Raw genomic sequence first — 25,671 nt, forward strand, 5'->3', positions numbered from 1 at the left:
CCCGGGACGCGCACGGTGCTTCGGTCCCGGCTCAGTCCGCCGGGTGGCCGGGCGAGATGGAGGTCGTGTCGGAGAGCCGCAGCAGCTTCGCTCCCCCGGTGTCCTCGCGCTCGCCCCACACCTGGGGCTCCAGGACGAACCCGACGTGGTCACCGCCGTCGGCGCGCAGCACGACCGTGCCGACGAACCAGGCCGCCGCGTCCTCCAGTACGACGGCCCCGCCGGCCTCCTCCCGCCACGGGACCCGGGCGAACTTGTCCGTCCTGTCCCCGGTCTCCCCGCCGAACAGCTCAGCGAGACCACGCTGTTCGCGGGTGAGGAGATGGACGGCGAGGCGGCTCGCGGTGCGGGCGACCCGATAGGTGCGATTGGCCTTCGACAGCCACACCACGTACCGCACGGGCTCGATCGAGCACTGGGAGGCGAATCCGACGAGACAGCCCGCGCGGTCGCCGTCCGTCGCGGCGGTCACGACGCACATGTCGGGGTCGAGCCGGTCGATGAAGGCGTCCATGACCGCCATCCTCTTCGATCAGCCGCCGCCCGTGCGGGACTCCAGGTCGCGTCGTGTGTCGTCGCCGTACACCCCGTCCTCGTCGCCGCGGATGCCGTACCAGAGCTGGAAGCGGGCCACGGCGGCGGTCAGGGTCGAGTCGTAGGTGCCGTCGGTGGAGCCGTTGTCGTAGACGTTCGGGATACGCAGCAGGCGCTCCTGCAGGTCGGTGACTTCGGGGCCGTTGTCTCCCTCGCGGAGGGTGCCGGGCCCGTCGGGGTCGGTGGCGCCGGAGGCGGTCGGGGTGGGTGTGGGGGTCGCGGAGGCGGTAGCGGTGGGCTGCGGGGCCGCCGCCGCGGTGCTCTCTCCACGGTCGGCCAGCAGGAGGGCACCGCCGAAGCCGATCACCGCGGCCGCGGTCACGGCCGCCGCGATCGCCGTGCGGCGCAGTCCGGGCACCCGCCCGCGGGGGATGTCACGGGAGCGGCGGGTGCGGTCGTGGTCCCTGACCGGTGGCAGTTCCTGGGTCGCGTCCTCGGCTCCCGACGGCGGACCGGGCAGCGCGATGGACTCGTATCCGACGGCCGCTCGGGGCGGCAGGTCCTTGAGCAGCTCCGCGAGCGCGTCGGTGCGGCGCGGGCGCAGCACCCGGATGGGTTCGATGGGCTGCCCGTCCGGCGGCGCCCCTCGGTCGGACGGTGTCGGCATCCTGGTCTCCTTCCGTCCCGTGCACACGGGTCTGGGCCGTCCCCCAGGGAGTGATACGGCGCCGCGGGCCCGGGAGTTCAGCGCTTGCGCTCTGTTCGCCCGGGCGTCCGCTCACCTGGACACGGAGGCGAGGAACCCGTGCAGGGATGCCTTCATCACCGCGACGAAGGCGTCCCTGCCCCCGTCGTCGAGGGCGTCCAAGGACAAGTACGGATTGAGGTCCTCCAGCTCGACCAGCAGGAGTGCGCCGTCCGGGGCCCGGCAGGCGTCCACACGCTGGATGCCGTGGCCGAGGGCGTTCCAGTGGATGAAGCGCCGGGCGAACTCCAGGTCCTCGGGGGTGGGCCCGTACGGCTCCAGCGCCCAGCGCCGGTCGGCGTGCGGGGCGTACAGGGCGTACTGGAAGTCGTGGTCGACGAAGTAGAAGGACACCTCGTAGGCGAAGTCGACGCACGGCTGGACGAGGACGTGCCCGTCGATGTGGTCGCGCACCTCGTCGGCGGGCACGATCCGCAGTCCTATGGAGTCGGCGCCGAGTCTGGATTTGACGACGTACCGGTCCGTCACGGGCAGCCGGTCCAGGTCCTCGGCGCGGTCGACGGTCGGGATGACCGGGTACCCCGCGGCTGTGAGGTCGAGCAGGTACTGCTTGCCCGCCATGTCGGCCTTGCCGGACAGGGGGTTGTACACGCGCGTGCCGTTTCGCAGCGCCCGCTCGCGGAAGGCGTCGTACGCCTCCTGGTAGGCCAGGACCGGCCCGCTGTTGCGGACGACGACGGCGTCGAAGCCGTCCGCCAACGCGGACGCGTCCCGGGGATGGCACAGGGCGAGGTCGAAGTCCTCCCTGAGACGCGAGGTGAGGAAGATGTCCTCGTCGCAGTAGCGGCGCCCGCGGGCCTGGTAGGCCAGATCGGTGACGTACAGGAGAGTGGGGCGGGGCATGTGGGCTCCTCGGCGGGCGGGAGCCGATCGTATGCGGCGGCCCTCCTACCGGACAACGCCAGCAACAGCACTCAGTTCCCTCATAGGACTGCACCCAGTGCCATGTGACCGGTTCAGGTGCTACGTTCGCGACCATGAGCTCCACCAAGCCCGCCATGCGGGACGCGCTGGTCGCGGCCGCCTTCCAGCTGTTCCTGGAACGGGGTTACGAGCAGACCACCGTCGACGACATCGTCGCGCTCGCCGGAGTCGGCCGCCGCTCGTTCTTCCGGTACTTCCCGTCCAAGGAGGACGTGGTCTTCCCCGACCACGAGCGCTGCCTGGCCGACATGACGGCCTTCCTGGCGGCGAGCGACCCCGGGTGCGACCCGCTCGAGCGGGTCTGCGAGGCGGTGCGGCTGGTCCTGCGCATGTACACCGAGAACCCGACCTTCTCCGTGCAGCGATACCGCCTCACCAAGCAGGTGCCCGGCCTGCGCGCCTACGAGCTGTCCGTGGTGTGGCGCTACGAGCGCGCCTTCGCGGAGTATCTGCGCGGGCGCCTGAAAGGGCTGCACGACGGGACGCTCCGGGCCGATGTGATCGCCGCCGCCGTGGCCGCGGCGCACAACAACGCCCTGCGCTCCTGGCTGCGCTCGGACGGGCACGGCGACGCGGAGCAGGCGGTGGAGCACGCGCTCGGCTATGTGCAGGCCGCGTTCGGGGCGGCGGGCGCGCCGTCCGCCGACGAGCCGCCGGAGGACGTGGTGGTGATCGTCTCCCGCCGCGGCGCCCCTCTGTGGCGTGTGGTCCAACAGATCGAGTCCACGCTCGAGCGGGACTGAGCCGGACCGGGCGGACGGCACAGGGAACCGTGCCGCCCGCCCAGCGGCCGCTCAGGTCTGGCACTGCGCCGCGCCGGCGGTGGACCAGCCGCTCCAGACGCCCCCGTCGGCGCGGGCGTGTACACGGATCTCGACCTTCACGGGCCCGCACACCCGGGTCGAGCTGCCCACCTCCGCGGGCTCGACGGTCCCCCCTGCCGGGACATAGGTGCGACCACTGCCCAGCTTCACCCAGTGACCACCGTCGACGACCCGGAAGAACGCCTCGGCCCCGTGTTGCGCGCCTTGACGTACGCCGTCATCTCCCGCGTGGAGATGGGGCCTTCCTTGCCGCGCTGGGCACTGATGCAGCCATTGACGGCCACCCGGCCGGTGGACGCGACCGCGCTCAGGACCGTTCCGATACGCCGGACATGAATCTTCACTCCAACGGAAGATGAGGGTACCGAGTACCTTTACGGCCGACACTCAGTGCCATACGCTGAAGCCGTGCACGGTGGCACAGGGAGCCGCGCACGTCCGTGCACGGTTACCCGAGCACGTGGGATTCCGGCCGAGCGCAGGGAGTTGACCAGCGTGTACCACCACTCAGGAAACATTGCTCGTCGGACAGCCGGTTCCGCGACGGGCGTACTCGAGCCCGTCGCCCCGGCCACGGACGCGATCCTCTTCCAGCGCTGCACCTGGTGCGGCACGGCGATGTACCACCGCCTGCTGTGTCCGGTCTGCCAGTGCGGCGACCTGCGCACGGAGCGCAGCGAGGGCGTGGGCACGGTGCGCCACTCCACGGTGGTCCACCGCAACACCCCCGTCGCGCGCAATGTGTCGCTGATCGAGCTGACCGAGGGCTTCGTCGTCCGGGGCCGGGTCATGGGTCCGCCCGCCGCGATCCACAGCGGTGACCGGGTCCGGATGTCGACGGTCAAGGACCCGGTCCGCGGCGAGCCGGTCTTCCAGCTGCTCGACGAGCCCTACCGCGCCTGGCACTGACGAGACGTCAGCCCTTTTCGGCGCACCGGGACTTCGGCCTCACCACACCCCCGGGATCAGATCCCGCACCCGCACGGGCCGCCCCGTCTCGAAGCACCGGTTGGCGGCGAGCCCCACCCCCAGCGCCAGGGCGCCGTCCCGTTCGGTGGCTGTCGGATGGGTCGCGGCACCGGCGTCCTCACGCACCGGACCCCTACCGGGCTCCACGGGCCCGAAGAGCGCGTCGAGCATGCGTGGGTCGCCCCCGCCGTGGGCCTCGTGGGCGGTGACGAGCGGGACGTCGACCGGGGGCTGCCACAGGGGCCGCAGGGTCAGACGCGCGCCGCCCGCGTGGTCGGCCGCGGTGTCCCCGTGCACCGCGCCGCTCGCCGAGGTGACACCGGTCAGGGGTGTCTGCCAGCGGCTCTCCTCCACCTCCAGTTCCAGACGGCCCCCGCTGCCGTTGAACATGACCCGGTAGCCCTCCCACGGGGAGTAGGCGGTGAGGTGGTACGTCATCGTCGCGCCCCGGGTGTGGCGGACGAGGAGCGCCATGTCGTCCTCGATGGTGACGGGCCCGTCGAAGACGTTGCGGTCGCGGACGTATCCGTCGTCCCGCTCGGCGTCCAGGTACAGGGCCCGCAGGGTGTCGTCGGCGGCGAGGTCGAGGGCGAAGGGGTCGTCGGCGGCCGGATCCGCCCCGTGGGCCCGGGTGTAGTCGCGGCGCAGACCGTGGCGTTCGCCCGCCGCACGGCCGTAGAAGCCGAGCCGCCCGAAGCCGAAGACGTCCTGCGGCTCGTCGGCGAGCCACCAGTTGACCAGGTCGAAGTGATGGCTCGCCTTGTGGACCATGAGGCCGCCGCTCAGGTGCTTCTCGCGGTGCCAGCGGCGGAAGTAGTCCGCGCCGTGCCGGGTGTCGAGGAGCCATTCGAAGTGGACGGAGAGGATCTCGCCGATCGCCCCGTCGGCGATCAGGGCGCGGACCTTCTCGTGCACGGGGTTGAAGCGGTAGTTGAAGGCGACGGTGAGGGAGTTGCCGGTGGACCTGACCGTGTCCAGGATGCGGGCGCAGCGGTCCGCGTCGACGGTCATCGGCTTCTCGGTGACCACCCGGCAGCCCGCTTCCAGGGCCGGGACGATGTAGCGGTCGTGCTCGGCGTCGACGGTGGTGACGACGACCTCGTCGATGCCCTCCTTGGTGAGGAGCTCGGTGAAGTGTTCGGGCTGCCACTGGGCGGCGGCGGGTTCGCCGGCCTCGGCGAGCAGCCGGTTGTGGAAGGCCATACGGGTCGGGCTGGGATCGCACAGGGCGGCGACTTGGTGGCCGGGGCGGGCGGCGAGGGCCCGGGTGAACAGCTGTGCGCGGTGGCCGGTGCCGACGACGGCCGCGCGGAGGTGAGGAGTTCGGCTCATGGAAAGCGCTTCCCCCGTCGTGTGATCCGCTAGTCCCCACGACTGCGCTGGCTTGATCGCGTCGCTCGCCCGCGATCGGTGTCTGCGCACAGACAACCCACAGACGCCCCTCCCCCGTCCTAGGTGACGCGAGAGGCGCCCGGGACCGACGGGACGTCTGCGCACGGGGATTTGAGGAGAGAACCATTGATCCGTGCCCGGCGAATATGTGTGACCGCCGTGGCGGTGCTGGCGGCCCTGGCGGGCTCGCCAGTGCTGGCCCAGGCCGAACAGCCGCACAAATCGGGGACGTTGAGCGCGACGGACGACAACCCGCTTCCGCCCGGGTGGCGGATCGACGGGGAGAGCGGGGCGCGTGAGCTGGTCTGGCGGGCGCCGAAGACGGTGCCCATGGGGGATGCGCGGGTCGAGTTCCGCACGGGGGACCGGCTGCTCGGGGTGCCGAAGCCGGCAAGGGACGGGCGGACCTTCCGTCTGGCCCTCGACGAGGCGCGGCCCGCGCAGCTGTCGGATCTTCAAGTGACGGCCGCGGGGCGCCGGTTGGACGCGGCGGACGATGACACGCACAAGTCCGGCCCGCGCGGGGCACGGGTGCCCGCGCAGGCGCCGGCGAACGGCGTTGATCCGGGCAGACCCGGCTCGTACCGCACCGTCACCGGTGAGTACGACCTCGACCCCGTGCGCCTGCCGGGGTTCGCCACTCCGGTCGAGATGCGTGCCCAGGTGGTGGCACCGAAGGGTGCCACCGGCAGCCGGCCGCTCGCGCTGTTCCTGCACGGCCGCCACAGCACCTGCTACAAGCCGGGCACCGAGGACGACATCACCGGCGACTGGCCCTGCGCGGACGGCTACAAGCCGATCCCCAGCGACAAGGGCTACCTGGCCGACCAGCAACTGCTGGCCTCCCAGGGCTATGTGACGGTGTCGATCTCGGCGAACGGCATCAACGCCCAGGACTGGCAGGCCGAGGACGCCGGCGCGCAGGCGCGTTCCTCGCTGGTACGCCAGCACCTCGCCCGCTGGGCCGACTGGTCCGCCCACCGCTCCACCGCCCCGGCCGTGGTGCGCGAGGCCGCGAAGGCCGACCTCTCCCGGGTCCTGCTCGTGGGCCACTCGCGCGGCGGCGAGGGCGTCAACCGGGCCGCCATGGACAGCCTCTACCCGCCGCCCGCCGCCGAGGACGGCTACAAGGGCCCGGTGCGCTGGAAGGTGCGCGGGACGGTGCTCGTCGGACCGACGATCTTCGGCCAGAATCCGGTCGCCGACGTGCCGAACGTGACGCTCCTGCCCGGCTGCGACGGCGATGTGTCGGACCTCCAGGGCGAGGACTTCGTCGACGGGACCCGTGGCGTCAGCCGGGGCACCGCGTTGCACAGCGCGGTCTACATCGTCGGCGCCAACCACAACTACTTCAACAGCGAGTGGACCCCCGGCGTGGCCGAGGCGCCGGCCTCGGACGACTTCTGGACCGACCCCGAGCAGTCGGACCCGGTGTGCTCGCCGGGCGCCGCGACCCGGCTCACCGCCGCCCAGCAGCACAAGGCGGGCTCCACGTACATCGCCGCCGCGGCCCGGCTCTTCCTCGCCGGGGACGACCGGGTACGTCCGCTGCTCGACGGTTCCGGCAAGCGGGCCCCGTCCGCGGACCCGGCCCGGGTGCTGACCCACGCGGTCGGCGGCCGCCGCAGCGGTGGCTTCCTGCCGGACGGCGGGGCGAAGGTGACCGGCGCCCGGCTGTGTTCGGCGATCGATCCCGACCCGGCCGTGGCCTGCCTGGACCCGGAGACCCCCGGATCGTCACCGCACTTCGCGTTTTGGGAGACGGAACAGGAGACCGGCCGCAGCGCGGTGGACCTGAAGTGGTCCGCGCCGGGCACGGCCGCGCGTATCACCCCGGCCAAGCCGCTCTCCCTGCGCGACTCCCAGAAGCTCGCGCTCCGGGTCTTCGTACCGCCGAACACCACCGGCACCAAGTTCGACGTGTCCGTCACCGACGCCTCCGACCGCCGGGTGACGCTGGGTTCGGTCCAGGTGGACGGACTCCCCGGCACCGAGAGCACCGCCTCCTACTGGGCGCAGGAGCTGCGCGTCCCGCTGACGGCGGCGACCCGGGCCGGACTCGATCTCCGGCACGTCAAGTCCCTTGAGCTGACGCCCCGTTCGCCGTCCGGGCGGGCCTGGCTGATGGACGCCTGGGGCTGGGCGCCCGGCACTGCGGCGGTGAAGGCGGCCGCACTGCCGCGCGTCGACGTGGGCCGCACGATCGTCAAGGAGGGCGACTCGGGCACCCGCACCTACCGGATCCCGGTCAAGATCTCCGGGCACGGCAGCGGACAGGTCCGCGTGTACCTCCTCGACCCGGACAGCGGCCGGGCCGAGAACCGCCTCGTGACCGTACGGCCCGGCAGCGACGCGATCGACGTGCCGGTCCAGGTGAAGGGCGACACGGTCTACGGCGACGACGTGGAGCACGACATCGCCGTCAAGGCCGTCCACAACGCCGTCGTCGGCAAGCACCGGGGCGGGCTCACCGTCGAGAACGACGACCCCGAGCCGGTGATCACCCTGTCGCCGGTCGCGGACCGGGTGACCGAGGGAGAGACGCTGACCTGGCGGCTGTCCGTGGACGCGCCCACGGCGGCGGACATCTGGACGCCGGTGCGGGTGCTTCCCGTCACCGAGGGCGCCGAGCTGTCCACCAAGGACGTGGACCCGCAGTGGCTCCAGGACTGGTCGGGTGACGTGCCCGACCCCGAGCGGCCGCTGTCCGACGCGAACCTGTGGGTCTGGCTGAACATCCCGCCCGGGAGCACCAGCGTGGATTTCGTCGTGCCGACCGTGCGGGACCAGGTGGCCGAGCCGACGGAGTCGATGCGCCTCGCGCAGACCGACAGAAACGCCGAGCCGCTGCCCGACAAGCCGGTGCTGACGGGGACGGTGCTCGACACGCCGTAAGCACGATGTACGAGGGTTCGTGAGCACCCTCTTGTGCGGGGTCCGGTGCGACCGGGCCCCGCACTTCACAAGGTCACGCGGATCCCGACCGTCCCGTCCGCTCCGCGACGCAGCCTGCTGCCGAGGAGCGAGAGCCGCCCGACGATGCCGTACTTCCGGGCCAGGAGCTGCCGGAAGCGGGCGGTGGTCGCCGCGTCGCAGATCTCCGCCATGGCCGGGATCTGGTCGCCGGTCGGGTTGCCGCGCAGGTCGCAGGGACCGACGAGAACGTCCGCGCGGGCCCGGATCCGCTTCACCTTCCAGGCGTCGGCGGCCGACCAGACGCCGAGCGTGTCCCCGTCGCGGACCACCCACACCGGGGTGGCGACCGGGGTGCCGTTCTTGCGAAAGCTGGTGAGCAACAGGTACTTGCCCGAGCCGAGCCGCTCCAGCGGCGTGTCGTCCATGACGGAAGTCTAGGCAAACACGTTCGACCCGCACAGACGCGGTACGCGATGGTGGTCGTGGAGCAGGAGATGGGGAGCATGGTCGTGACCTGTAGCCGTGGCGACGAAGAGATCGTGTGCGACGAGTCCGGCTCGGACGGCGAGAACCTCCTGACCGGGAACACGACATGTTCGCGCACGGGAGCGTACGGCTGCCGACGGACGTCGCCGCGGAATGCTTCCGTGAGCTGCGGCATCGGATCCGCTCCCCCGCCGAGGAGTACAAGGCGAACCATCTGGTGCGGGAGAAGCACCGGGCGGTACTGGAGTGGCTGCCGGCGCCCGGCGGGCCGGTCCACGGGCATGCCCACGTCCATCTCATCGACAAGGCGTTCTTCGTCGTGGACCGTGCCGTCGGCCTGCTGCTCGACGGCGACGACGGTGACCGCGGGCTCGACGCCGTCACCCTGTACCGCGCGGGGCCGCACACCCTCGGCGACGCAGGGTGGCAGGACTTCCTCACGGCGGCCCACCGGTTGCTGCGCGTCAGGACCGACCAGGGCCCTTCGGTCCCCGTGGACGCGTTCTTCCGTGTGGTGGACGAGCTACGGCGCGCGGTCGGCCGTACGACCGTGTCGGCGGTCCTCGACCGGCTCGCGGCGGCCCGACCCGCGGCGGAGGACTACCGGGCGCGGATCGCGGCCGCGGGCCCGCCGCTGATTCCGCTGCTCGATCCGCTGCTGCCCGCGGTGGTCGCCACGGTCCGGCACTGGAGTGCGGGCGGTCCGGGCCCGGTGCGGCTGGTGCATGACCGGCAGAACATGCTGACGCCAGAGCGCATGGCCTGGGTCGCGGAGTCGGTGGGGCCGACCGGGGCGGGCCGTGTCGAGTTGCGGCTGGTGGAGGCCAGGCTGGACGTGCGGGCGCAGTCGGCGGACGTCCTCGCCGGAATCGCCCGCAAGGTCGCCTCCGACGAGCTGGGCGGCCGCGGCGACGCACGGCTCACCGCGCTGTTGCGCCCGTACATCGATCCGCGATCCGTGTGGGGCGACGCGCCCAGCTGGGCCCGGATGCGTGGGAATGCGGCCAACACGGGCCTGTGCGTGGCTGGTTGAGACGCCTCAGGAGGATCCGGCGGCACCGGATCACCGGCTGTCGTGAACGCGCCCGGCCCCGGCCACGTATGCAAGGAGGGCACTCAACGACCGGAGGGCCCTGCGGTGCAGACACCGCATTTTCGGGTTCGGGAGCCATGCATGAGGCACGCACGACGACGGGTCGTCCGGCGAGTGACACGGCTGGCGGCAGTCGGCGGACTCCTCCTGGGAGGGGTGATGGTCACGCGCGCCGTCGCGAGCGAGACTCCCCCCAACACCGCCGTGCCGCACACCTACGCCATGGAGGCCGGGCAGACGGGGGCGGATCTGGTGTCGCGGCTCGGCTCCTCCCGTACGGCCGGCACCTGGATCGGCACCGACGGCAAGCCGGTCGTCGCGGTCACCGACGAGCAGGCGGCCGCCGAGGTGCGCGAGGCGGGTGCCAGGGCGAAGGTCGTCGGGCACAGCATGGACGAGCTCAAGTCGGCGGCGAAGACGCTGCGTTCCGCGCCCCGGGTCGCCGGAACCGCCTGGTCCATGGATTACCGGACCAACGAGGTGGTGGTGCAGGGGGACAGCACGGTCTCGGCGTCCGACTGGTCCGCCATGACCAGGGTCGCGGACGGTATCGGCGGCTTCGTCCGCATGGAGCGCACCGAGGGCACCTTCACTCCCCGCCTGAACGGGGCGCAGCCGATCCTGTCGACCGGCGGACGCTGTTCGGCGGGCTTCAACGTGACCAACGGCCAGAGCGACTTCATCCTCACGGCCGGGCACTGCGGTCCCGCCGGTTCGATCTGGTTCGCGGACACCGGGGGCAACAACCAGCTCGGCAAGACGGTCACCCAGAGCTTCCCGGGCAACGACTTCTCGCTGGTGCAGTACGCCAATGGGAAGGCGGGGGAAGGAGCCGGTGTCGTGTTCATCGGCAACGGCAAGGGCGTGCAGATCACCGGCTCGGGCGATCCGTCCATCGGGCAGCGGGTGTTCCGCAGCGGCAGCACCAGCGGGCTGCGCGACGGTCAGGTGACGGGGGTCAACTCGACGGTGAACTACCCGGAGGGCACGGTCACCGGGCTGATCGAGACGAACGTGTGCGCCGAGCCCGGGGACAGCGGCGGTCCGATGTTCTCCGAGGGGATCGCGCTCGGCATCACCTCGGGCGGCAGCGGTGACTGCACCCAGGGCGGTACGACGTTCTTCCAGCCGGTGACGAAGGCGCTGACGGCGCTCGGCATGCAGTTGATCGTGTCGAACCCGGCCGCCGGCGGGGCGTCTCCCGCTCCGTCGGCCACCTCGGCGCAGGCGCAGGGCTCGATCGCTCCCGGTGCGGCCTCTCCCGGCTCCTCGGCGGCGGTGGAGGGTGCACAGGGCACGCCCCTGCTGAGCCGGCTCACGGACACCCGGAATGTCGGGCCCGGTCTGCTGGTCGTCGGGGGAAGTCTGATCGCGCTGGTGGCGACGCGGTACATCCGCTCGGAACAGGATCGCAAAGCGTATCAGCGGTACTACTCGGCGACTTGGGGCTGAGCCGCCGGGTGCTTCATCCCAGACTCAGTAAGACCGTGGCAACCCCCGCCCCCGCGAGGCCCACCACCTGCTTCCTGTTCAGCCGCTCATGCAGCAGGGCGAGTCCGAGGATCACGGGGAGGGCCGGGTAGAGGGAGGCCAGGACGACGGCGACGGCCAGCAGCTGCCGCTGGGCGGCGAACAGGAAGAGCAGGAGTCCGAGGGCCGCGCCCGCTCCGACCAGTACCGCTTGCACGGCTCGTACGGGTGGCAGGCGCAGGCGCCCAGGATTTCGGGCCGCCACGGGCAGCAGGACGAGTACGGCGGCCACCCGTCCCGCGGCCACCGGCCACAGTCCGCCGGCGGCACCGGCCTGCGCGAGGGCGATGTACTGGAGCGCGACGCCGACACTGGCGAGCAGCCCGTCGGGGACTCCTCCGCCGCCGTCCGTACCACCGCCGCAGACCATCCACAGGGCGGGCACCGACAGGACGATTCCCAGCCAGGCCACGGTGGTCGGCCGGTCACCGAGCAGCACTCCGCACACGACGGAGAGGGCGACCCCGGTGACGGCGCTGACGGGCACGACCACGCTCATCGCACCGTGGCTGAGGCCGCGGTTGAGGAAGTGCATGGCGGCGCCGCTTCCGACACCGGAGAGCGCGCCCCAAAGGAGGTCGACGGGGCGTACGGCGTCGGCCGGGAGGAAGAGCGCGGCAGAGGTGGCCAGGAGCAGGCCGCCGATCTGCCCGAGGAAGGTGACGGTGGCGAAGTGGGCGCGGCGGGACAGCAGACCGCCGGTGAAGTCGACGATGCCGTATAAGACCGCTGAGGCCAGTGCGAGGAGAGGGCCCATCCCGTCAGGGGTGCCCAGGGACGGGGCGGTGATGCCCCGCGTCGATCGTCGGGGTCAGGCCGCCCGGACCGGCTGCGGAGCGGCGGCGGCCCACTCCAGGACGAGGCGCTGGTACTCCTCACGCTGCTCGCCGCTCAGTGTCCCGCCCGCCCGGAGCCACAGGGCCCGGATCTCCTCGTTGACCTCGTCGGCCGATCGATCGGTCACGGGTTCAACAGTGGTGGACATGGTGTGAAGCATACGGCTACGGAAGTGAAGGCGCCGTGAGTAATCACACCAGAAAAGGACATAGCGGACCGTGTTGCTGATCACGTCCATCTGTGAAGGCGCGTGTCAAGGGGCGTGACCCGGTTCACACTTCGGCCACACCCAGGACCAGTACCTGGATCGCCAGCACGGCGGCTCCGCGGGCCCAGTCGTGGAAGTCGGACACCCTGGTCTCCAGGTCGACCGGACCGGCCAGGGGGTGGCGGTGGGCGCGGATCGTGTCCTCCACGGTCTTGCCCGCCACGTCCATCAGACCGACACCCTCTCCGGCGAGCATGATCTTCTGCGGCATGGCGAAGTTGGCGATCTGGGCGACCAGGACGCCGAGGGCACGCCCGGCCTCGTCGATGACGCGGGCGGGCATGGGGTCGCCGGCCGCGGCGAGGGCGAGGATCTCCTCGTAGGTGTGGTCGCGGCCGGTGGCGGCATGCACCTGGTAGCGGATGTTGGGAATGGTGAGCAGGGAGACGGCACTGCCGCGGTTGCCGTCGGGCGTGAGGGGCCCGTTGGGGTCGATGATCCAGTGCCGTCCGAAGCCCCGGTCCTCCTCGGCGTAGGGGACGCGCCGGCCGCCCAGGACCAGGCCGTAGCCGATGCCGGCGCCGATGGTGAGGACGACGAAGCGGTCGAGGCCGCGGCCGGCGCCGAACCAGGTCTCGGACTCGACGAGGGCGGCGACGTCGTTCTCGACCACCACCGGCAACCCCGTGCGCTCCTCGACGAGTTCGCCGAGGGGGACGTCCCGCCAGTGCAGGAACGGGGACTCGCCGACCACGGCACGCTCCTGGACGAAGCCGCCGACCCCGATGCCGACGCCGGCGAGCCGCGGGTACGCGCGGGCCAGTTCGCGCGTCATCTCCGCGAGCAGGTCGGCGACTTCGGCTGGGTCATGGCTGACGAGGGGCCGGTCGTGGCGAGCGACGATCTCGCTCCGGAGGGTGGTGACGACGCCGTAGACCATGTCCTCGGTGATCTTGAAGCCGATGAAGGACCGGGACTCGGTGACCACGTCGAGGGGCTGCGACGGGCGCCCCTGGCGCACCTCGGCCGGGGTGCCCGCCTCGGGGACCTCGATCAGCAGACCCGACTCGATGAGCGGCTTGGTCAGCCGGGTGAGGCTGCCCGCGGAGAGGTCGAGGCGGCGGGCGAGTTCGGTGCGTGACAGCGGGCCGTGGACGAGCACCTCGATCGCCACCGAGCGCTCGCCGGTGCTCAGGGGTAGCCAGCTGGCGGCAACTGTGGTCATGAAGGTCAGACTCCCACATGATTTCTTTCGCCATAAAAGCAATGTGACCATGCTACGAGGTCCACGGCGGCCCTGAAAAGATGTTCGCAGGCCCCTTGACGCCTGGATTCTTCCGCGACAAAAGTAAGTGGCCGAGGACGAGCCACCGAAGACGAGGGAGTCTCCCGATGACCATCGCCTCCAGCAGCCCTCCGTCGCGTCTGCCGCTCAGCGGCGCCGAGGGGGCACGGACCGAACCGAGCACGAAACGGGGCTCAGGCGGGTCGAGCGGGGGCGACGGTCGCCTGGCCGCGGTGTTCATCGCCCCGGCCCTGGTGGGCTTCGTGGTCTTCCTGCTCTGGCCGACGCTGCGGGGCATCTATCTGAGCTTCACCCGCTTCAACCTTCTGACCCCGGCGGAGTGGGTGGGCCTCGCCAACTACGACCGGATGATCCACGACCCCATCTTCTGGGAGTCGCTGAAGGTCACCGTCGAGTACGTGGTCATCAACATCGGGGTGCAGACGGTGTCGGCCCTCGCCATCGCCGTCCTGTTGCAGCGCCTGACCCAGTCGGCGGTGCTGCGCGGCATCGTGCTCACGCCGTATCTGATGTCGAACGTGGTCGCGGGCCTGGTCTGGCTGTGGATCCTCGACAACCAGCTCGGCATCGGCAACGAGATCATCTCCGGGCTCGGCTTCGACCGCATCCCCTTCCTCGCGGACGAGACCTGGGCGATCCCGACGATCGCCCTGATCAACGTGTGGCGGCACGTCGGCTACACCGCGCTGCTGCTGTTCGCGGGGCTCATGGCCATCCCGAACGACATGTACGAGGCGGCGAAGGTGGACGGCGCGAGCGAGTGGCGGATGTTCTGGCGGATCACGATGCCGCTGCTGCGGCCGGTCCTGGCGGTCGTCCTGATCATGACGGTGATCGGTTCGTTCCAGGTGTTCGACACGGTCGCCGTGACGACCGCGGGCGGCCCGGCGAACGCCACCAACGTCCTCCAGTTCTACATCTACCAATCGGCCTTCGGCCGCTTCCAGTTCGGCTACGCCTCCGCGATGTCCGTCGCCCTCCTGGTGGTGCTGAGCGCGATCACCGTCCTGCAGTACCGGCTCACCCGGGCCGGCCAGACCGATCTCGGCTGACCCGGAAGGAGTCGACATGGCTGCCGTGACCACCACCACGACCACGACGACACGTGTACGGCCCACCGGGCGCCGCCCCCTCACCCCCGGCCGGGTCCTGGCCTGGACGGCGATGGGTGCGATCGTGCTCGTGACCCTGCTGCCGTTCTACTGGATCCTGCGCACCGCGCTGTCCACCAACTCCGGGCTCGCCGCCCACGCGTCCGACCCCCTGCCGGTGAACCCGACCGGCACCGGGTTCGCCCGCGCCCTGGGCCTGGAGTCCACCAAGGAGGCGATCGCGCAGGGCGGCGCGGGCGGCGGACTGAAGTTCTGGCGCTATCTGCTCAACTCGGTGATCGTCTCCACCCTGGTGACCGTCTGCCAGATCTTCTTCTCCGCGATGGCCGCGTACGCCTTCGCCCGGCTGCGCTGGCGGGGCCGCGACAAGGTGTTCGCGCTCTTCCTGGCCGGGCTGATGGTGCCGACCATCTTCACGCTGCTGCCGAACTTCGTGCTCATCAAGGAACTCGGCCTGATCGACAACCTGTTGGGCATCGCGCTGCCGACGATGTTCATGACGCCGTTCGCGGTGTTCTTCCTCCGGCAGTTCTTCATGAATGTCCCCCGCGAGGTCGAGGAGGCCGCCCTGCTGGACGGCGCCGGGAAGGTGCGGATCTTCTTCCGGGTCCTGCTGCCGATGGCCTCCACACCGGTCCTCACCCTGGCCGTGCTGACGTACATCACGTCCTGGAACGACTACTTCTGGCCGCTGATGGTGTCCTACAGCGACAACTCACGGGTGCTGACCGTCGCACTGGCCATCTTCCGCGCGCAGACCCCGCAGTCCGGCGTCGACTGGTCGGGCCTCATGGCGGCGACGCTCATCGCCGCGCTGCCGATGCTGGTGCTGTTCGGCTTCTTCGCCCGCCGCATCGTGTCCACCATCAGCTTCACCGGGATCAAGTGAGGGACTTGTGATGCGACTTCGTACGCTGACCGCGCTGGCCGGCGCACTGGCCCTCTGTCTGACGGGGTGCGCGGAGGGCGGCTCCGCCGGGTCCTCCTCGAAAACGGTGACGTACTGGCTGTGGGACTCCAACCAGCAGCCCGCCTACCAGGCCTGCGCCAAGGACTTCGAGCAGCAGAACCCCGGACTGCACGTGAAGATCACCCAGTTGGGCTGGGACGACTACTGGACCAAGCTCACCGCGAGCTTCATCGCGGGCACCGAGCCGGACGTGTTCACCGACCACATCCAGAAGTTCGGCCAGTTCGCCGACCTGAAGGTCCTCGAGCCGCTCGACGACGTGGGCATCGACGATTCCGCCTACCAGCCCGGCCTTGCGGCCAACTGGATGGGCCAGGACGGCCACCGCTACGGCGCCCCCAAGGACTGGGACACCGTCGCCCTTTTCTACAACAAGAAGATGACCGACGCGGCCGGGCTCACGCCGGCCCAGCTGAACGATCTGGCCTGGAACCCCCAGGACGGCGGCACCTTCGAGAAGACCGTCGCCCACCTCACCGTCGACAAGAACGGCAAGCGGGGCGACGAGCCGGGCTTCGACAAGAACAACGTCAAGGTGTACGGCCTCGCCACCAACGGCGGCGGGGACGGCGACGGCCAGACCCAGTGGAGCACCTTCACCGCCTCCGCCGGCTGGAGCTACACCGACAAGAAGCGGTGGGGCACGAAGTACCAGTACGACAGCCCCGCCTACCAGTCCGCCGTCAAGTGGTACTTCGGACTGGCGAAGAAGGGCTACATGGCGCCCTTCACCGACTACAACTCCCAGTCCAACCAGGCCAACACCCAGGTCGCGGCAGGAAAGGCGGCCACAGCCTTCGACGGCGCCTGGATGATCTCGACGTACGCGGGGTTCAAGGGCCTCGACATGCGCACCGCCGTCACCCCCGAAGGCCCCACCGGCAAGCGCGCCACCATGATGAACGGCCTCGCCGACTCCATCACCAAGAACGCCCGCAACAAGGACGGCGCCCGCAAGTGGGTGAAGTACCTGTCCTCGGACGAGTGCCAGAAGACGGTGGGCAGTTACGGCATCGTGTTCCCCGCCACCCCTGACGGCACCGCGGCCGCCGTGGCCGCCTACAAGAAGAAGGGGCTCGACGTCACGGCCTTCACCGAGCCGGTCGCCGACAAGAAGGACTTCACGACCTTCTCCTACCCCATCACCAACTACGCCGCCGACGTGTACGCGTTGATGCATCCCGCCATGCAGGACATCTTCGGCAACGGCAGGTCCGTGACCAGCCTCGACCAGACCAACGACCAGATCAACCTGATCCTCTCGCAGTGATTTCGCGACCAGTGAAGGGCACGCACGTCATGACGTTCTCCCTCGGCATCGTCGGCGCCGGCCAGTTCTCCGGCCAGTTCGCCACGCTGTTCCAGGCCCACCCCGGTGTCGGCGACGTCTACGTCACCGATCTGCTGCCCGAGCGGGCCGAGCAGCTCGCCACGGCGCAGGGACTGGCCGGCACCTTCCCCACGTACGAGGCCATGCTGGAGTCGAAGGAGGTCGACGCGGTCGCGATCTTCACCCAGCGCTGGACGCACGGCCCCCTGGTGCTCCAGGGCCTGGACGCCGGCAAGCACGTGTACTCCGCGGTGCCCATGGCCATCACCACCGAGGAGATCTCGGCGATCATCGACGCGGTCCGGGCGACCGGGCTGACGTACATGATGGGCGAGACCAGCCAGTACAACCCGGCGACCGTGCACGCCCGCAACCAGATCGCCGAGGGCGCCTTCGGGCGGCTCTTCTACGCCGAGGGCGACTACGTCCACGACATGGACCTCGGGTTCTACGAGGCGTACCAGTACAGCGGCGGCGAGAAGTGGAAGGAGACCGCCAGCTATCCCCCGCTGCTCTACCCCACGCACGCGGTCGGCGGGGTGCTGGGTGCCTGGCAGACGCACGCGGTGAGCGTGTCGGCGATCGGTGTGGTCGACGACCGCGGGGACGGCGTGTTCGACAAGGAGGTCAGCCAGTTCGGCAACGACTTCTCCAACGCGACCGCGCTGTTCGAGGTGGCGGGCGGCGGGTCGTTCCGTACGAACGAGTTCCGGCGGGTGGGCTATCCCTCCCACATCCGGGAGTCGCGTTTCCGGTTCTTCGGGACCGAGGCGAGCATGGAGCAGCTCGCCACGGTCGCCCTCTGGCAGGACAAGAAGGGTGTGAAGGACATCAGTGAGCTCCTGGAGCCCAAGCCGACCATGGCTCCTGACGATCCGTCACTCCAGCACATCGCGCCGGACCTGCGGGCGGCGTTCACGTCCGGGTCGGCTCCGGTGCACGACCGGGCGCGGCTACCGCGGGAGTTCGACCACCTGCACAACGGCCACGAAGGCAGCCACCACTTCCTGGTGGACGACTTCGTGACCGCGGTGAACACCCGCACCCTGCCGTCGGTGAACGCCTGGGTGGCGGCCCGCTACACCTTGCCGGGCATCATCGCGCACGACTCGGCGCGGCAGGGTGGAGCCAGGCTGGAGATCCCGGACTTCGGGGACGCGCCCGAGGCGTGACCATGGCCTCGTGCCGGGCGCCTGGTGTCTCAGGTGCCCGGCTTGCGGCCGTACACGAAGACGTCGTCGCCGGTCTTGAGCAAGGACCAGTACTTCTTGGCGTCCTTGGGCGTCATGTTGGTGCAGCCGTGCGAGCCCGGCGGGTTCCACATGCTGAGGTTCACCGAGTGGAAGGCCTGGCCGCCGTCGAAGAACTGGCTGTAGGGCATCGGCACGTTGTAGATGTTCGACACATGGTCGATGTCACGCCAGTAGATCTTCTTGAGACCGGTGCGGGTCTCGTAGCCGTTGCGGCCCGTGCGGACCGGGACGGGGCCGTAGACGAGCCGGTCGCCGTCCTGGATCCAGCTCAGCTGGAGGGTGAGGTTGACGCAGGCGATGCGGCCCTTGTTCGTCGGGCACTTGCCGTCCCTGTTGGGGTTGGTGCCGACGGCCTTCTGCTTGTTCATGAGGTCCATCACGCCCCAGGTGACGGATCCGGCGTAGCCGATGTTCGGTGTGATGCCGTGCTTGGTCTGGAAGGCCTTGATCGCCTTGCAGTCGGCGGTGGACTGCCTGCCGTCGACCGGGCGGCCGAGGAACTTCTCGACCTTCTTCTGGTACGGCCCCGCCTGCGTGGTGCAGCTCGCCGCCTGCGCGGGCGCGGCGCCCAGCGCGATGGTCAGCGGTGCGACGAGTCCGGTGATCCCGAGTGCGACGGCACCCCGTCTGCGTATGTCCCCCATGGCCCTGTCCCCTTCGTAAGGTCCTGCGATCTCTACCAGCTAGACGGGTGTGCCTGCCCGTTCGTTGTACCGCTAGGCACGCTGGGACGGAACGGTGACAATGCTCACGACGGAGCGCCCCTGTCCGGATGGACCGCCGCGTGGAATCCGGTGTTGACCGCGGTGAGGCCGCCGTCGACGACCAGCGTGGTGCCGGTGATCCACGCCGCGTCGCGGGAGGCGAGGAAGGCGACGGCTGCCGCGATGTCCTCGGGGTCACCGACCCGGCCGAGAGGATACAGCCGTCGCATCTCGGTGAGCTCGGCCTCGCGCCCTTCCCAGGCGGAGGTGCGGACCGTGCCCGGGACGACCATGTTGACGCGCACCCCGCGGCCGGCCGCGTGCCCGGCGAGGGTGCGGGTCAGGGAGCCGAGACCCGCCTTGGCGGCGCTGTAGGCGTGGTTGCCGAAGTCCTGGAGGCCGTTGACGGAGCCGATGTTGACGATCGCACCGCGACCGGAGGCGACCAGGTGCGGCAGCGCGGCGCGCGAGCAGCGGTAGGGACCACTGAGGGTGATGTCCAGGTCACGCGCCCACTCCTCGTCGGAGTCGTCCTCGAAGAGCGGGGTCTCCGGGGTGCACCGGGCGGCGCTGTTGACCAGGACGTCGAGCGAGCCGAACGCGTCGGCGGCGTGGGCGACGGCCGCCTCGACGGCCGGGCGATCCGCCACGTCGCACTCCAGGGCCTGTGCGGGAAGACCCTCTTCCCGCAGGCGCGCGGCCGTCCTCTCCACGGCCGCCCCGTCCCGGTCGGTCAACAGGACCGCGGCTCCCTCCTCGGCGAGGCGGCGGGCCGTCGCCGCACCGATGCCGCGGGCGGCGCCCGTGACGAGAACTCCGTGTCCCTCAAAGCGCTTGGTGTGCGTCATGAGGCCGAAGGTAGTCCCTCCCCCCGCACGCACCGGCGTCGCAGGGCCCGCCGGATCAGCGGTAGCCGGTCACGTCCGCCGGCTTTCCCGCGTCCTGGACCTCGACCATGTAGCGCCAGGCGTCGGGACGGCTGCCGTCGAGGTCCGTGAAGCCGTACGTCCGGGCGAGCGAGCCGCTGTCGAGGGACTCGCCGTTCCAGCGGGCGACGTCGGGGTCGGCGGCCAGCGCGGCGACCGCGCGGCCCACGTAGTGCGGGGTCTCCGAGATGGCGAAGTGGGGGACACGGTCGAGGGCGTCGCGCCAGGTGTCCTCCCGCACCCCGAAGTTGTCGAGCATCATCTCCGAGCGCAGCCAGCCCGGAGTGAGCGCGACGGCGGTCGCGCCGCGCGGGCCGAGTTCGTGTCCCAGGGCGAAGGCCATGCGGATGACGGACGTCTTGGCGAGGTCGTAGAAGAAGGAGAGACGGTAGTTCTCTCGGTTGTAGGCGTCGGTCCCGTCGGTCATCTCGACGACCAGGCCACCGGGCCGACGCAGCAGCAGGGGCAGGGCGAGGTGGTTGGTGATCGCGTGGGTCTCGATCGCGAGCCTGAGCAGGCGCAGGCCGTTGTCGAGGTCGTGCTCCCACACCGGGCTGTCCCACTCGAAGAGGTGTTCACCGCCCCAGATGTCGTTGACGAGGATGTCGAGACGGTCCTGCTCGTCGGCGATCCGGTCGACGAGCGTGCGGACCTGCGCCGGGTCCAGGTGGTCGGTGGGTACGGCGATGCCCTGGCCGCCGGCCGCGGTGACGAGGTCGGCGGTGTCCTCGATGGTCTCGGGGCGGTCGTACTCGGAGCGGCGGGCGCGGGTGCTGCGTCCGGTGACGTACACGGTGGCGCCCGCCACTCCGAGTTCCACGGCGATTCCGCGTCCCGCTCCCCGGGTCGCTCCCGCGACCAGCGCGACCTTGCCTTGCAACGGCTGTGACATGTCCGACCTCTCGTTGTGCCCGATGTCTCTTCGAGCATGACCGGGAAGCCGGACAACCTCTGTCGTGATTTACGGGCGGGTCACCCGCTCGGCGTCAGTGGCCGCGGTCGATCCATTCCTGGAGGTGCGGGGCCTCGGCGCCGATCGTCGTCGGGTCTCCGTGGCCGGTGAGGACCTTCGTCTCGGGTGGCAGGGCCAGCAGGCGGTCGCGGATCGAGTCGATGATCGTCGGGAAGTGGGAGTAGGAGCGGCCGGTGGCGCCGGGGCCGCCCTGGAAGAGGGTGTCGCCGGTGAAGACGGCGGCGAGGCCCGGGTCGTAGAGGCAGACCGCGCCCGGTGCGTGCCCGGGGGTGTGCAGCACCCGGAGGTCGGCGCCCGCGGCCTCGATGACCTGGCCGTCGCGCAGGTGGGCGTCGGGGTCGCGGTCGGGGTGGGTCTGCTTCCAGAGTGGCAGGTCGTCGGGGTGCAGCCAGATCGTCGCGCCGGTGCGGTCGGCGAGGGCGGGCGCGGCGTCGATGTGGTCGTTGTGGGCGTGGGTGCAGACGATCGCGGTCAGCCTGCGGTCGCCCACGGCTTCGACGATGGCGTCGGCGTCGTGGGCGGCGTCGATGACGATCGCCTCGTGGTCGTCGCCGACGATCCAGACGTTGTTGTCGACGTCCCAGGTGCCGCCGTCGAGGCTGAACTGCCCGGAGGTGACGAGGCGTTCGATGCGGACGGCCATCAGAGCACCACCACCGAGCGCAGGACGTCGCCGTGGTGCATGCGCTCGAACGCCTTCTCCACCTCGTCGAGCTGGATGGTCTCGGTCACGAACGCCTCCAGGTCCAGGCGGCCTTGCAGATGCAGATCGATCAGCATGGGGAAGTCGCGGGAGGGCAGGCAGTCGCCGTACCAGGACGACTTGAGCGAGCCACCGCGGCCGAAGACGTCGAGGAGCGGCAGCTCCAGCTTCATCTCGGGCGTGGGCACGCCGACGAGCACGACCGTGCCGGCGAGGTCGCGGGCGTAGAAGGCCTGCTTGTACGTCTCGGGGCGGCCGACCGCCTCGATGACGACGTCGGCGCCGAAGCCGCCGGTCAGGTCACGGATCGCCTCGACCGGATCCGCGTCCTTCGAGTTGACGGTGTGGGTCGCGCCCATCGTGCGGGCCTTCTCCAGCTTCCGGTCGTCGATGTCGACGGCGATGATCTTCGCCGCGCCCGCGAGGTGCGATCCGGCGATCGCCGCGTCGCCGACGCCACCGCAGCCGATGACGGCGACGGTGTCGCCCCGGCCGACGTTCCCCGTGTTGATCGCGGCGCCGATTCCGGCCATCACTCCGCAGCCCAGCAGCCCCGCGACCGCAGCCGAAACCGAGGCGTCGACCTTGGTGCACTGTCCCGCGGCGACCAGCGTCTTCTCCGCGAAGGCGCCGATGCCGAGGGCGGGCGAGAGCTCGGTGCCGTCGGTGAGGGTCATCCTCTGCTTCGCGTTGTGCGTGTTGAAGCAGTACCAGGGCCGCCCGCGCAGACAGGCGCGGCAGTTCCCGCACACGGCACGCCAGTTGAGGATCACGAAGTCGCCGGGCGCGACATCGGTCACCCCCTCGCCGACCGACTCCACCACGCCGGCGGCCTCATGGCCCAGCAGGAAGGGGAAGTCGTCGTTGATCCCGCCCTGCTTGTAGTGCAGGTCGGTGTGACAGACCCCGCAGGCCTGCACCTGGACGACGGCCTCACCCGGCCCCGGGTCCGGAACCACGATCGTCTCCACCCGCACCGGCTCGTCCTTGCCGGGTGCGATCACTCCGCGTACCTCCTGCGCCATGGCCCTGACCCCTTCTGTCGCCCGGTGTACGTCCCTGCGACCCTACGCGCGACTGATCAGTAACGGCACCGGTTCCAGGAGGCGAAAATACCCCCCGGGGTACCTCTGCTACGGTGGAACACATACCCCCGGGGGTAATTGACCCCGGGGTTGTCGCGAGGAGAGGAGCGCTGTCGTGTACTTCGTCGACACCATCGAGGTGCCCGGCCTGGGCAACCGCGGCTACCTGGCGGGCGGCGCCGGCAGCGCCGTGGTGGTGGATCCGCCGCGGGACGTGGACCGGGTGATCGGGGCAGCCGCCGGGCGCGGGGTCCGGATCACCCACGTCGTCGAGACGCACGTCCACAACGACTACGTGACCGGCGGCCTGGAGCTGGCCCGGATCACGGGGGCCGCCTATCTGGTGCCGGCCGGGGCGCGGGTCGCGTTCGATCGGACGCCGGTCGCCGACGGGGACGTGGCGGAGATCGAGGACGGGCTGGCGCTGCGGGCGCTGGCCACGCCCGGGCACACCCCGCACCACATGGCGTACGTCCTGGAGGCGGCCGGGCGGCCGGTGGCCGTCTTCAGCGGCGGCTCGCTGCTGATCGGCACGGTGGGGCGGCCCGACCTCGTGGAGCCGGCGCTGACCGGCCGGCTGGCCCGGGCCCAGTACGACTCGGCTCACCGGCTGGCCGCGGAGCTGCCGGACGAGACGGCGGTGCTGCCCACGCACGGGTTCGGCAGCTTCTGTTCCGCCACGCAGGCGGCCGGTGGCGCGGCCACGACCATCGGGCGGGAGCGCGGCTCCAACGAAGCTCTGGTCAAGGACGTCGACACGTTCGTCGCCGAGCTGCTCGCGGGGCTGGACGACGTGCCCGCGTACTACGCCCACATGGGGCCACTGAACACGCGGGGGCCCGCCCCCGTGGATCTGACCCCGCCCCGCCAGGCGGACGCCGAGGAGATCGCGGCGCGGCTGGCGGCCGGTGAGTGGGTGGTGGATCTGCGGAACCGGCGCGCGTTCGCCGAGGGGCATGTCGCCGGGGCGTTCAACTTCGAGGCGGAGGGACAGCTCGCCACGTATCTGGCCTGGCTGGTCCCGTGGGGCAGGCCGGTGACGCTCCTGGCTGCCTCGCCCGCTCAACTCGCCCACGCCCAGCGGGAACTGGTCCGCATCGGCATCGACCGGCCCGCCGCCGCGGCGACCGGTTCGCCGTCCGAGTGGGTACGGGAGGGGGAGTCGCCGCGCTCGTTCCCGCGTGGCTCGTTCGCCGAGCTGGCCGCCCGGGGTTCCAACGGAGTCGTGGTGCTGGACGTGCGGAGGGACTCGGAGCGGTCGGGCGGTCACATCCGGGGCTCGCTCCACATTCCGTTGCATCGGCTGCGGGAGAGGCAGTCGGAGATACCGGACGGCACGGTGTGGGTGCACTGCGCGGGCGGGATGCGGGCGGCCATAGGGGCCTCGATCCTCGACGCGGCAGGACGTGACGTGGTCGCCGTCGACGACGCGTTCGCCTCCGCGGCCGCGGCCGGGCTCCCGATGGCGAGGATCACGGCCGAGGAGGCTCACGAGCGGACCGGGGCGGAGGCGGAGGCCGTACTCCTCGACGTGCGTGAGCAGGCGGAGTGGGCGGCGGGGCACGCGCCCGGGGCTGTCCACGCTCCGCTGTCCGAGCTGGCGTCCGGTGGCCGACTGCCCGGGGCCGCGGAGGACCGCCCGGTGGTCACGATCTGCCGCTCGGGCAAGCGGTCCCGGGAGGCGGCCGGGCTGCTCGCGGCGCGGGGAGTGGACGTGGTGGACGTCCTGGGTGGGATGCGGGCCTGGATGGAGGCGGGGCTCGGCGTGGTGGGGGGTTCGTCGGGCGGCCGGTCCGCGCCGGGGAGTCCGCCCGGCGCGAACGGCGGCTCCGACACGGTTCCCGGGGCGGACGGTACGCCCGCCACTGACGGCGACCACGGCACACTTACGGTGACGGACGGTTCGCCCGCCGCCGACGGCGACTCCGACAGGCGTACCGGGGCGGACGGTACGCCGGGTACGTCTCGCGCACACTCCTCGGCGAACGGCTCCTCGGCACCCGGCGGCCCCTCCCCCGCGCCGAGCCCCGTGGCACACGGCACCCCGGCCGCCCGAGCCACGGCCGACGCCCGCCTCACGTGAGCATCCTCGTCCTCGCCCTGCTCGCCGGCGGCCTCACCGGTCTGGCGCTCGGCGCGCTCGGCGGTGGGGGCAGCATGCTCGCCGTGCCCGCGCTGATCTATCTGCTCGGCTTCAGCCCGGCCGCGGCCACCACCGCCGGACTCGTCGTCGTCACCCTCACCTCCGTGACCGCGCTGGTCACCCACGCCCGCGGGGGCGCGGTGCGCTGGCGCGAGGGCGCCCTGTTCGCGACGGCGGGACTCGTGCCCGCGGCGATCGGCGGGGCGGTGTCCGGGCGGCTGCCGGCAGGCGTGCTCACGGGCGCGTTCGCCGTGGTCGCCGCCCTCGCCGCCGTCCGTATGCTCAAGCCGTCGGCATCCGTACGGCCGGACGGTCTGCCGGTGCGCACGAGTCGCGTCGCCCGGGCGGGGGCGGGGCTCGGCGCGGTGACCGGTCTCCTGGGCGTGGGCGGCGGGTTTCTCGCGGTACCGGCCCTGGTGAATGTCGTCGGACTGCGCATGAGAGCGGCCGTCGGGACCAGCCTCCTGGTCATCACCGTCAACTCCCTGGCCGCGCTGGCGGCCCGCGGCGGCACGAGCGTGGACGTCGACTGGGGTGCGGTCGCCCCGTTCGCGGCGACCGCGGTGCTCGGCGCCTGGGACGGCAGGCGCTTGGCCGCCAAGGTGTCGGCAGGCGCACTGCAGCGGACGTTCGCCGTGGCACTGCTGGCCGTGGCCGCGTTCATGCTGGCGGACGCCGTCCGGTGAA

Annotated in this window: 26 protein-coding genes; 12 read left to right on the forward strand and 14 right to left on the reverse strand. The window is 71.1% G+C overall.

Features of this window, described 5'->3' with window-relative positions; all coding sequences use genetic code 11:
• Positions 1-31 precede the first annotated feature (31 nt).
• From OG841_RS04645 to OG841_RS04655, 3 genes are all read right to left on the reverse strand, one after another.
• Complete coding sequence (locus tag OG841_RS04645) at positions 32-523, reverse strand: flavin reductase family protein (protein ID WP_328642649.1); 492 nt, start codon at positions 521-523, stop codon at positions 32-34.
• Between the two features lie 9 nt (positions 524-532).
• Positions 533-1,201 carry a peptidoglycan-binding domain-containing protein gene (locus OG841_RS04650; RefSeq protein ID WP_328642648.1) on the reverse strand — a complete coding sequence of 223 codons (669 nt, stop codon included), beginning with the start codon at positions 1,199-1,201 and terminating at the stop codon, positions 533-535.
• Between the two features lie 111 nt (positions 1,202-1,312).
• Complete coding sequence (locus OG841_RS04655; RefSeq protein WP_328642647.1) at positions 1,313-2,143, reverse strand: hypothetical protein; 831 nt, start codon at positions 2,141-2,143, stop codon at positions 1,313-1,315.
• Positions 2,144-2,277: 134 nt separating this feature from the next.
• Between OG841_RS04655 and OG841_RS04660 the strand changes: the two genes are divergently transcribed.
• Complete coding sequence (locus OG841_RS04660) at positions 2,278-2,967, forward strand: TetR family transcriptional regulator (protein ID WP_328642646.1); 690 nt, start codon at positions 2,278-2,280, stop codon at positions 2,965-2,967.
• Between the two features lie 51 nt (positions 2,968-3,018).
• Here the strand turns inward: OG841_RS04660 and OG841_RS04665 are convergent, their stop codons facing one another.
• On the reverse strand, positions 3,019-3,198 hold the full coding sequence (locus OG841_RS04665) for a hypothetical protein (RefSeq protein WP_328642645.1): 180 nt from the start codon (positions 3,196-3,198) through the stop codon (positions 3,019-3,021).
• 3 nt (positions 3,199-3,201) lie between these two features.
• On the opposite strand from OG841_RS04665, the gene OG841_RS04670 reads away from it, so the two are divergent.
• Together OG841_RS04670 and OG841_RS04675 are read left to right on the forward strand one after the other, a co-directional pair.
• Positions 3,202-3,384 carry a hypothetical protein gene (locus tag OG841_RS04670; RefSeq protein WP_371563618.1) on the forward strand — a complete coding sequence of 61 codons (183 nt, stop codon included), beginning with the start codon at positions 3,202-3,204 and terminating at the stop codon, positions 3,382-3,384.
• A gap of 159 nt (positions 3,385-3,543) precedes the next feature.
• Positions 3,544-3,957: a Zn-ribbon domain-containing OB-fold protein gene (locus OG841_RS04675; protein WP_328642644.1), complete on the forward strand. Its 414-nt coding sequence runs from the start codon at positions 3,544-3,546 to the stop codon at positions 3,955-3,957.
• A 39-nt stretch (positions 3,958-3,996) separates the two neighbouring features.
• On the opposite strand, the gene OG841_RS04680 is transcribed toward OG841_RS04675, so the two are convergent.
• Positions 3,997-5,349, reverse strand: a complete 1,353-nt coding sequence (locus OG841_RS04680; protein WP_328642643.1) for a Gfo/Idh/MocA family protein — start codon at positions 5,347-5,349, stop codon at positions 3,997-3,999.
• 210 nt (positions 5,350-5,559) lie between these two features.
• Between OG841_RS04680 and OG841_RS04685 the strand changes: the two genes are divergently transcribed.
• Entirely contained in the window at positions 5,560-8,304 is a 2,745-nt protein-coding gene (locus OG841_RS04685; RefSeq protein ID WP_371563623.1) for a hypothetical protein, read from the forward strand.
• Between the two features lie 65 nt (positions 8,305-8,369).
• Here the strand turns inward: OG841_RS04685 and OG841_RS04690 are convergent, their stop codons facing one another.
• The gene (locus tag OG841_RS04690; RefSeq protein WP_328642641.1) at positions 8,370-8,750 is read right to left on the reverse strand and encodes a PPOX class F420-dependent oxidoreductase; all 381 of its coding nucleotides are present in this window, start codon (positions 8,748-8,750) and stop codon (positions 8,370-8,372) included.
• 167 nt (positions 8,751-8,917) lie between these two features.
• Here OG841_RS04690 and OG841_RS04695 point away from each other — a divergent pair, with 167 nt between their 5' ends.
• The gene (locus OG841_RS04695) at positions 8,918-9,844 is read left to right on the forward strand and encodes a hypothetical protein (protein ID WP_365120557.1); all 927 of its coding nucleotides are present in this window, start codon (positions 8,918-8,920) and stop codon (positions 9,842-9,844) included.
• Between the two features lie 141 nt (positions 9,845-9,985).
• Positions 9,986-11,356 (forward strand): S1 family peptidase, encoded by a 1,371-nt coding sequence (locus OG841_RS04700; protein WP_365120555.1) that lies wholly within the window; start codon positions 9,986-9,988, stop codon positions 11,354-11,356.
• 13 nt (positions 11,357-11,369) lie between these two features.
• Here OG841_RS04700 and OG841_RS04705 read toward each other — a convergent pair whose 3' ends face one another.
• The 3 genes from OG841_RS04705 to OG841_RS04715 form a co-directional block, all read right to left on the reverse strand.
• Positions 11,370-12,191: an EamA family transporter gene (locus tag OG841_RS04705; protein WP_328642638.1), complete on the reverse strand. Its 822-nt coding sequence runs from the start codon at positions 12,189-12,191 to the stop codon at positions 11,370-11,372.
• A gap of 54 nt (positions 12,192-12,245) precedes the next feature.
• Positions 12,246-12,431, reverse strand: coding sequence for a hypothetical protein (locus OG841_RS04710; protein WP_328642637.1), 186 nt, complete (start codon positions 12,429-12,431; stop codon positions 12,246-12,248).
• Positions 12,432-12,543: 112 nt separating this feature from the next.
• On the reverse strand, positions 12,544-13,704 hold the full coding sequence (locus tag OG841_RS04715; RefSeq protein WP_371563628.1) for an ROK family protein: 1,161 nt from the start codon (positions 13,702-13,704) through the stop codon (positions 12,544-12,546).
• Between the two features lie 167 nt (positions 13,705-13,871).
• On the opposite strand from OG841_RS04715, the gene OG841_RS04720 reads away from it, so the two are divergent.
• Genes OG841_RS04720 through OG841_RS04735 form a run of 4 tightly spaced genes read left to right on the forward strand, consistent with a single transcriptional unit; the run spans position 13,872 to position 18,369 of the window.
• Positions 13,872-14,837: a carbohydrate ABC transporter permease gene (locus OG841_RS04720; RefSeq protein ID WP_371563631.1), complete on the forward strand. Its 966-nt coding sequence runs from the start codon at positions 13,872-13,874 to the stop codon at positions 14,835-14,837.
• Between the two features lie 16 nt (positions 14,838-14,853).
• On the forward strand, positions 14,854-15,786 hold the full coding sequence (locus OG841_RS04725) for a carbohydrate ABC transporter permease (RefSeq protein ID WP_371563634.1): 933 nt from the start codon (positions 14,854-14,856) through the stop codon (positions 15,784-15,786).
• Between the two features lie 10 nt (positions 15,787-15,796).
• Positions 15,797-17,137, forward strand: coding sequence for an ABC transporter substrate-binding protein (locus OG841_RS04730; RefSeq protein ID WP_371563637.1), 1,341 nt, complete (start codon positions 15,797-15,799; stop codon positions 17,135-17,137).
• A gap of 29 nt (positions 17,138-17,166) precedes the next feature.
• The gene (locus tag OG841_RS04735; protein ID WP_328642633.1) at positions 17,167-18,369 is read left to right on the forward strand and encodes a Gfo/Idh/MocA family protein; all 1,203 of its coding nucleotides are present in this window, start codon (positions 17,167-17,169) and stop codon (positions 18,367-18,369) included.
• A gap of 29 nt (positions 18,370-18,398) precedes the next feature.
• Here the strand turns inward: OG841_RS04735 and OG841_RS04740 are convergent, their stop codons facing one another.
• The 5 genes from OG841_RS04740 to OG841_RS04760 form a co-directional block, all read right to left on the reverse strand.
• A complete protein-coding gene (locus OG841_RS04740) occupies positions 18,399-19,094 on the reverse strand; it encodes a L,D-transpeptidase family protein (protein ID WP_328642632.1) in 696 nt (231 codons plus the stop codon).
• Between the two features lie 104 nt (positions 19,095-19,198).
• Positions 19,199-20,002 (reverse strand): SDR family NAD(P)-dependent oxidoreductase, encoded by an 804-nt coding sequence (locus tag OG841_RS04745; RefSeq protein WP_371563639.1) that lies wholly within the window; start codon positions 20,000-20,002, stop codon positions 19,199-19,201.
• A 55-nt stretch (positions 20,003-20,057) separates the two neighbouring features.
• Entirely contained in the window at positions 20,058-20,972 is a 915-nt protein-coding gene (locus tag OG841_RS04750; RefSeq protein WP_328642630.1) for an SDR family oxidoreductase, read from the reverse strand.
• 94 nt (positions 20,973-21,066) lie between these two features.
• Positions 21,067-21,696, reverse strand: coding sequence for an MBL fold metallo-hydrolase (locus OG841_RS04755; RefSeq protein ID WP_371563642.1), 630 nt, complete (start codon positions 21,694-21,696; stop codon positions 21,067-21,069).
• A complete protein-coding gene (locus OG841_RS04760) occupies positions 21,696-22,781 on the reverse strand; it encodes an S-(hydroxymethyl)mycothiol dehydrogenase (RefSeq protein WP_328642629.1) in 1,086 nt (361 codons plus the stop codon). The genes OG841_RS04755 and OG841_RS04760 overlap by 1 nt, the downstream gene beginning before the upstream one ends.
• A gap of 175 nt (positions 22,782-22,956) precedes the next feature.
• Between OG841_RS04760 and OG841_RS04765 the strand changes: the two genes are divergently transcribed.
• Together OG841_RS04765 and OG841_RS04770 are read left to right on the forward strand one after the other, a co-directional pair.
• A complete protein-coding gene (locus OG841_RS04765; RefSeq protein WP_371563646.1) occupies positions 22,957-24,924 on the forward strand; it encodes an MBL fold metallo-hydrolase in 1,968 nt (655 codons plus the stop codon).
• Positions 24,921-25,670, forward strand: a complete 750-nt coding sequence (locus OG841_RS04770) for a sulfite exporter TauE/SafE family protein (protein ID WP_328642628.1) — start codon at positions 24,921-24,923, stop codon at positions 25,668-25,670. Before OG841_RS04765 ends, OG841_RS04770 begins: the two co-directional genes overlap by 4 nt.
• Position 25,671: the final 1 nt, after the last annotated feature.

This window comes from Streptomyces canus (assembly GCF_041435015.1).
In the GTDB taxonomy this organism is placed as follows: Bacteria; Actinomycetota; Actinomycetes; order Streptomycetales; family Streptomycetaceae; genus Streptomyces; species Streptomyces canus_G.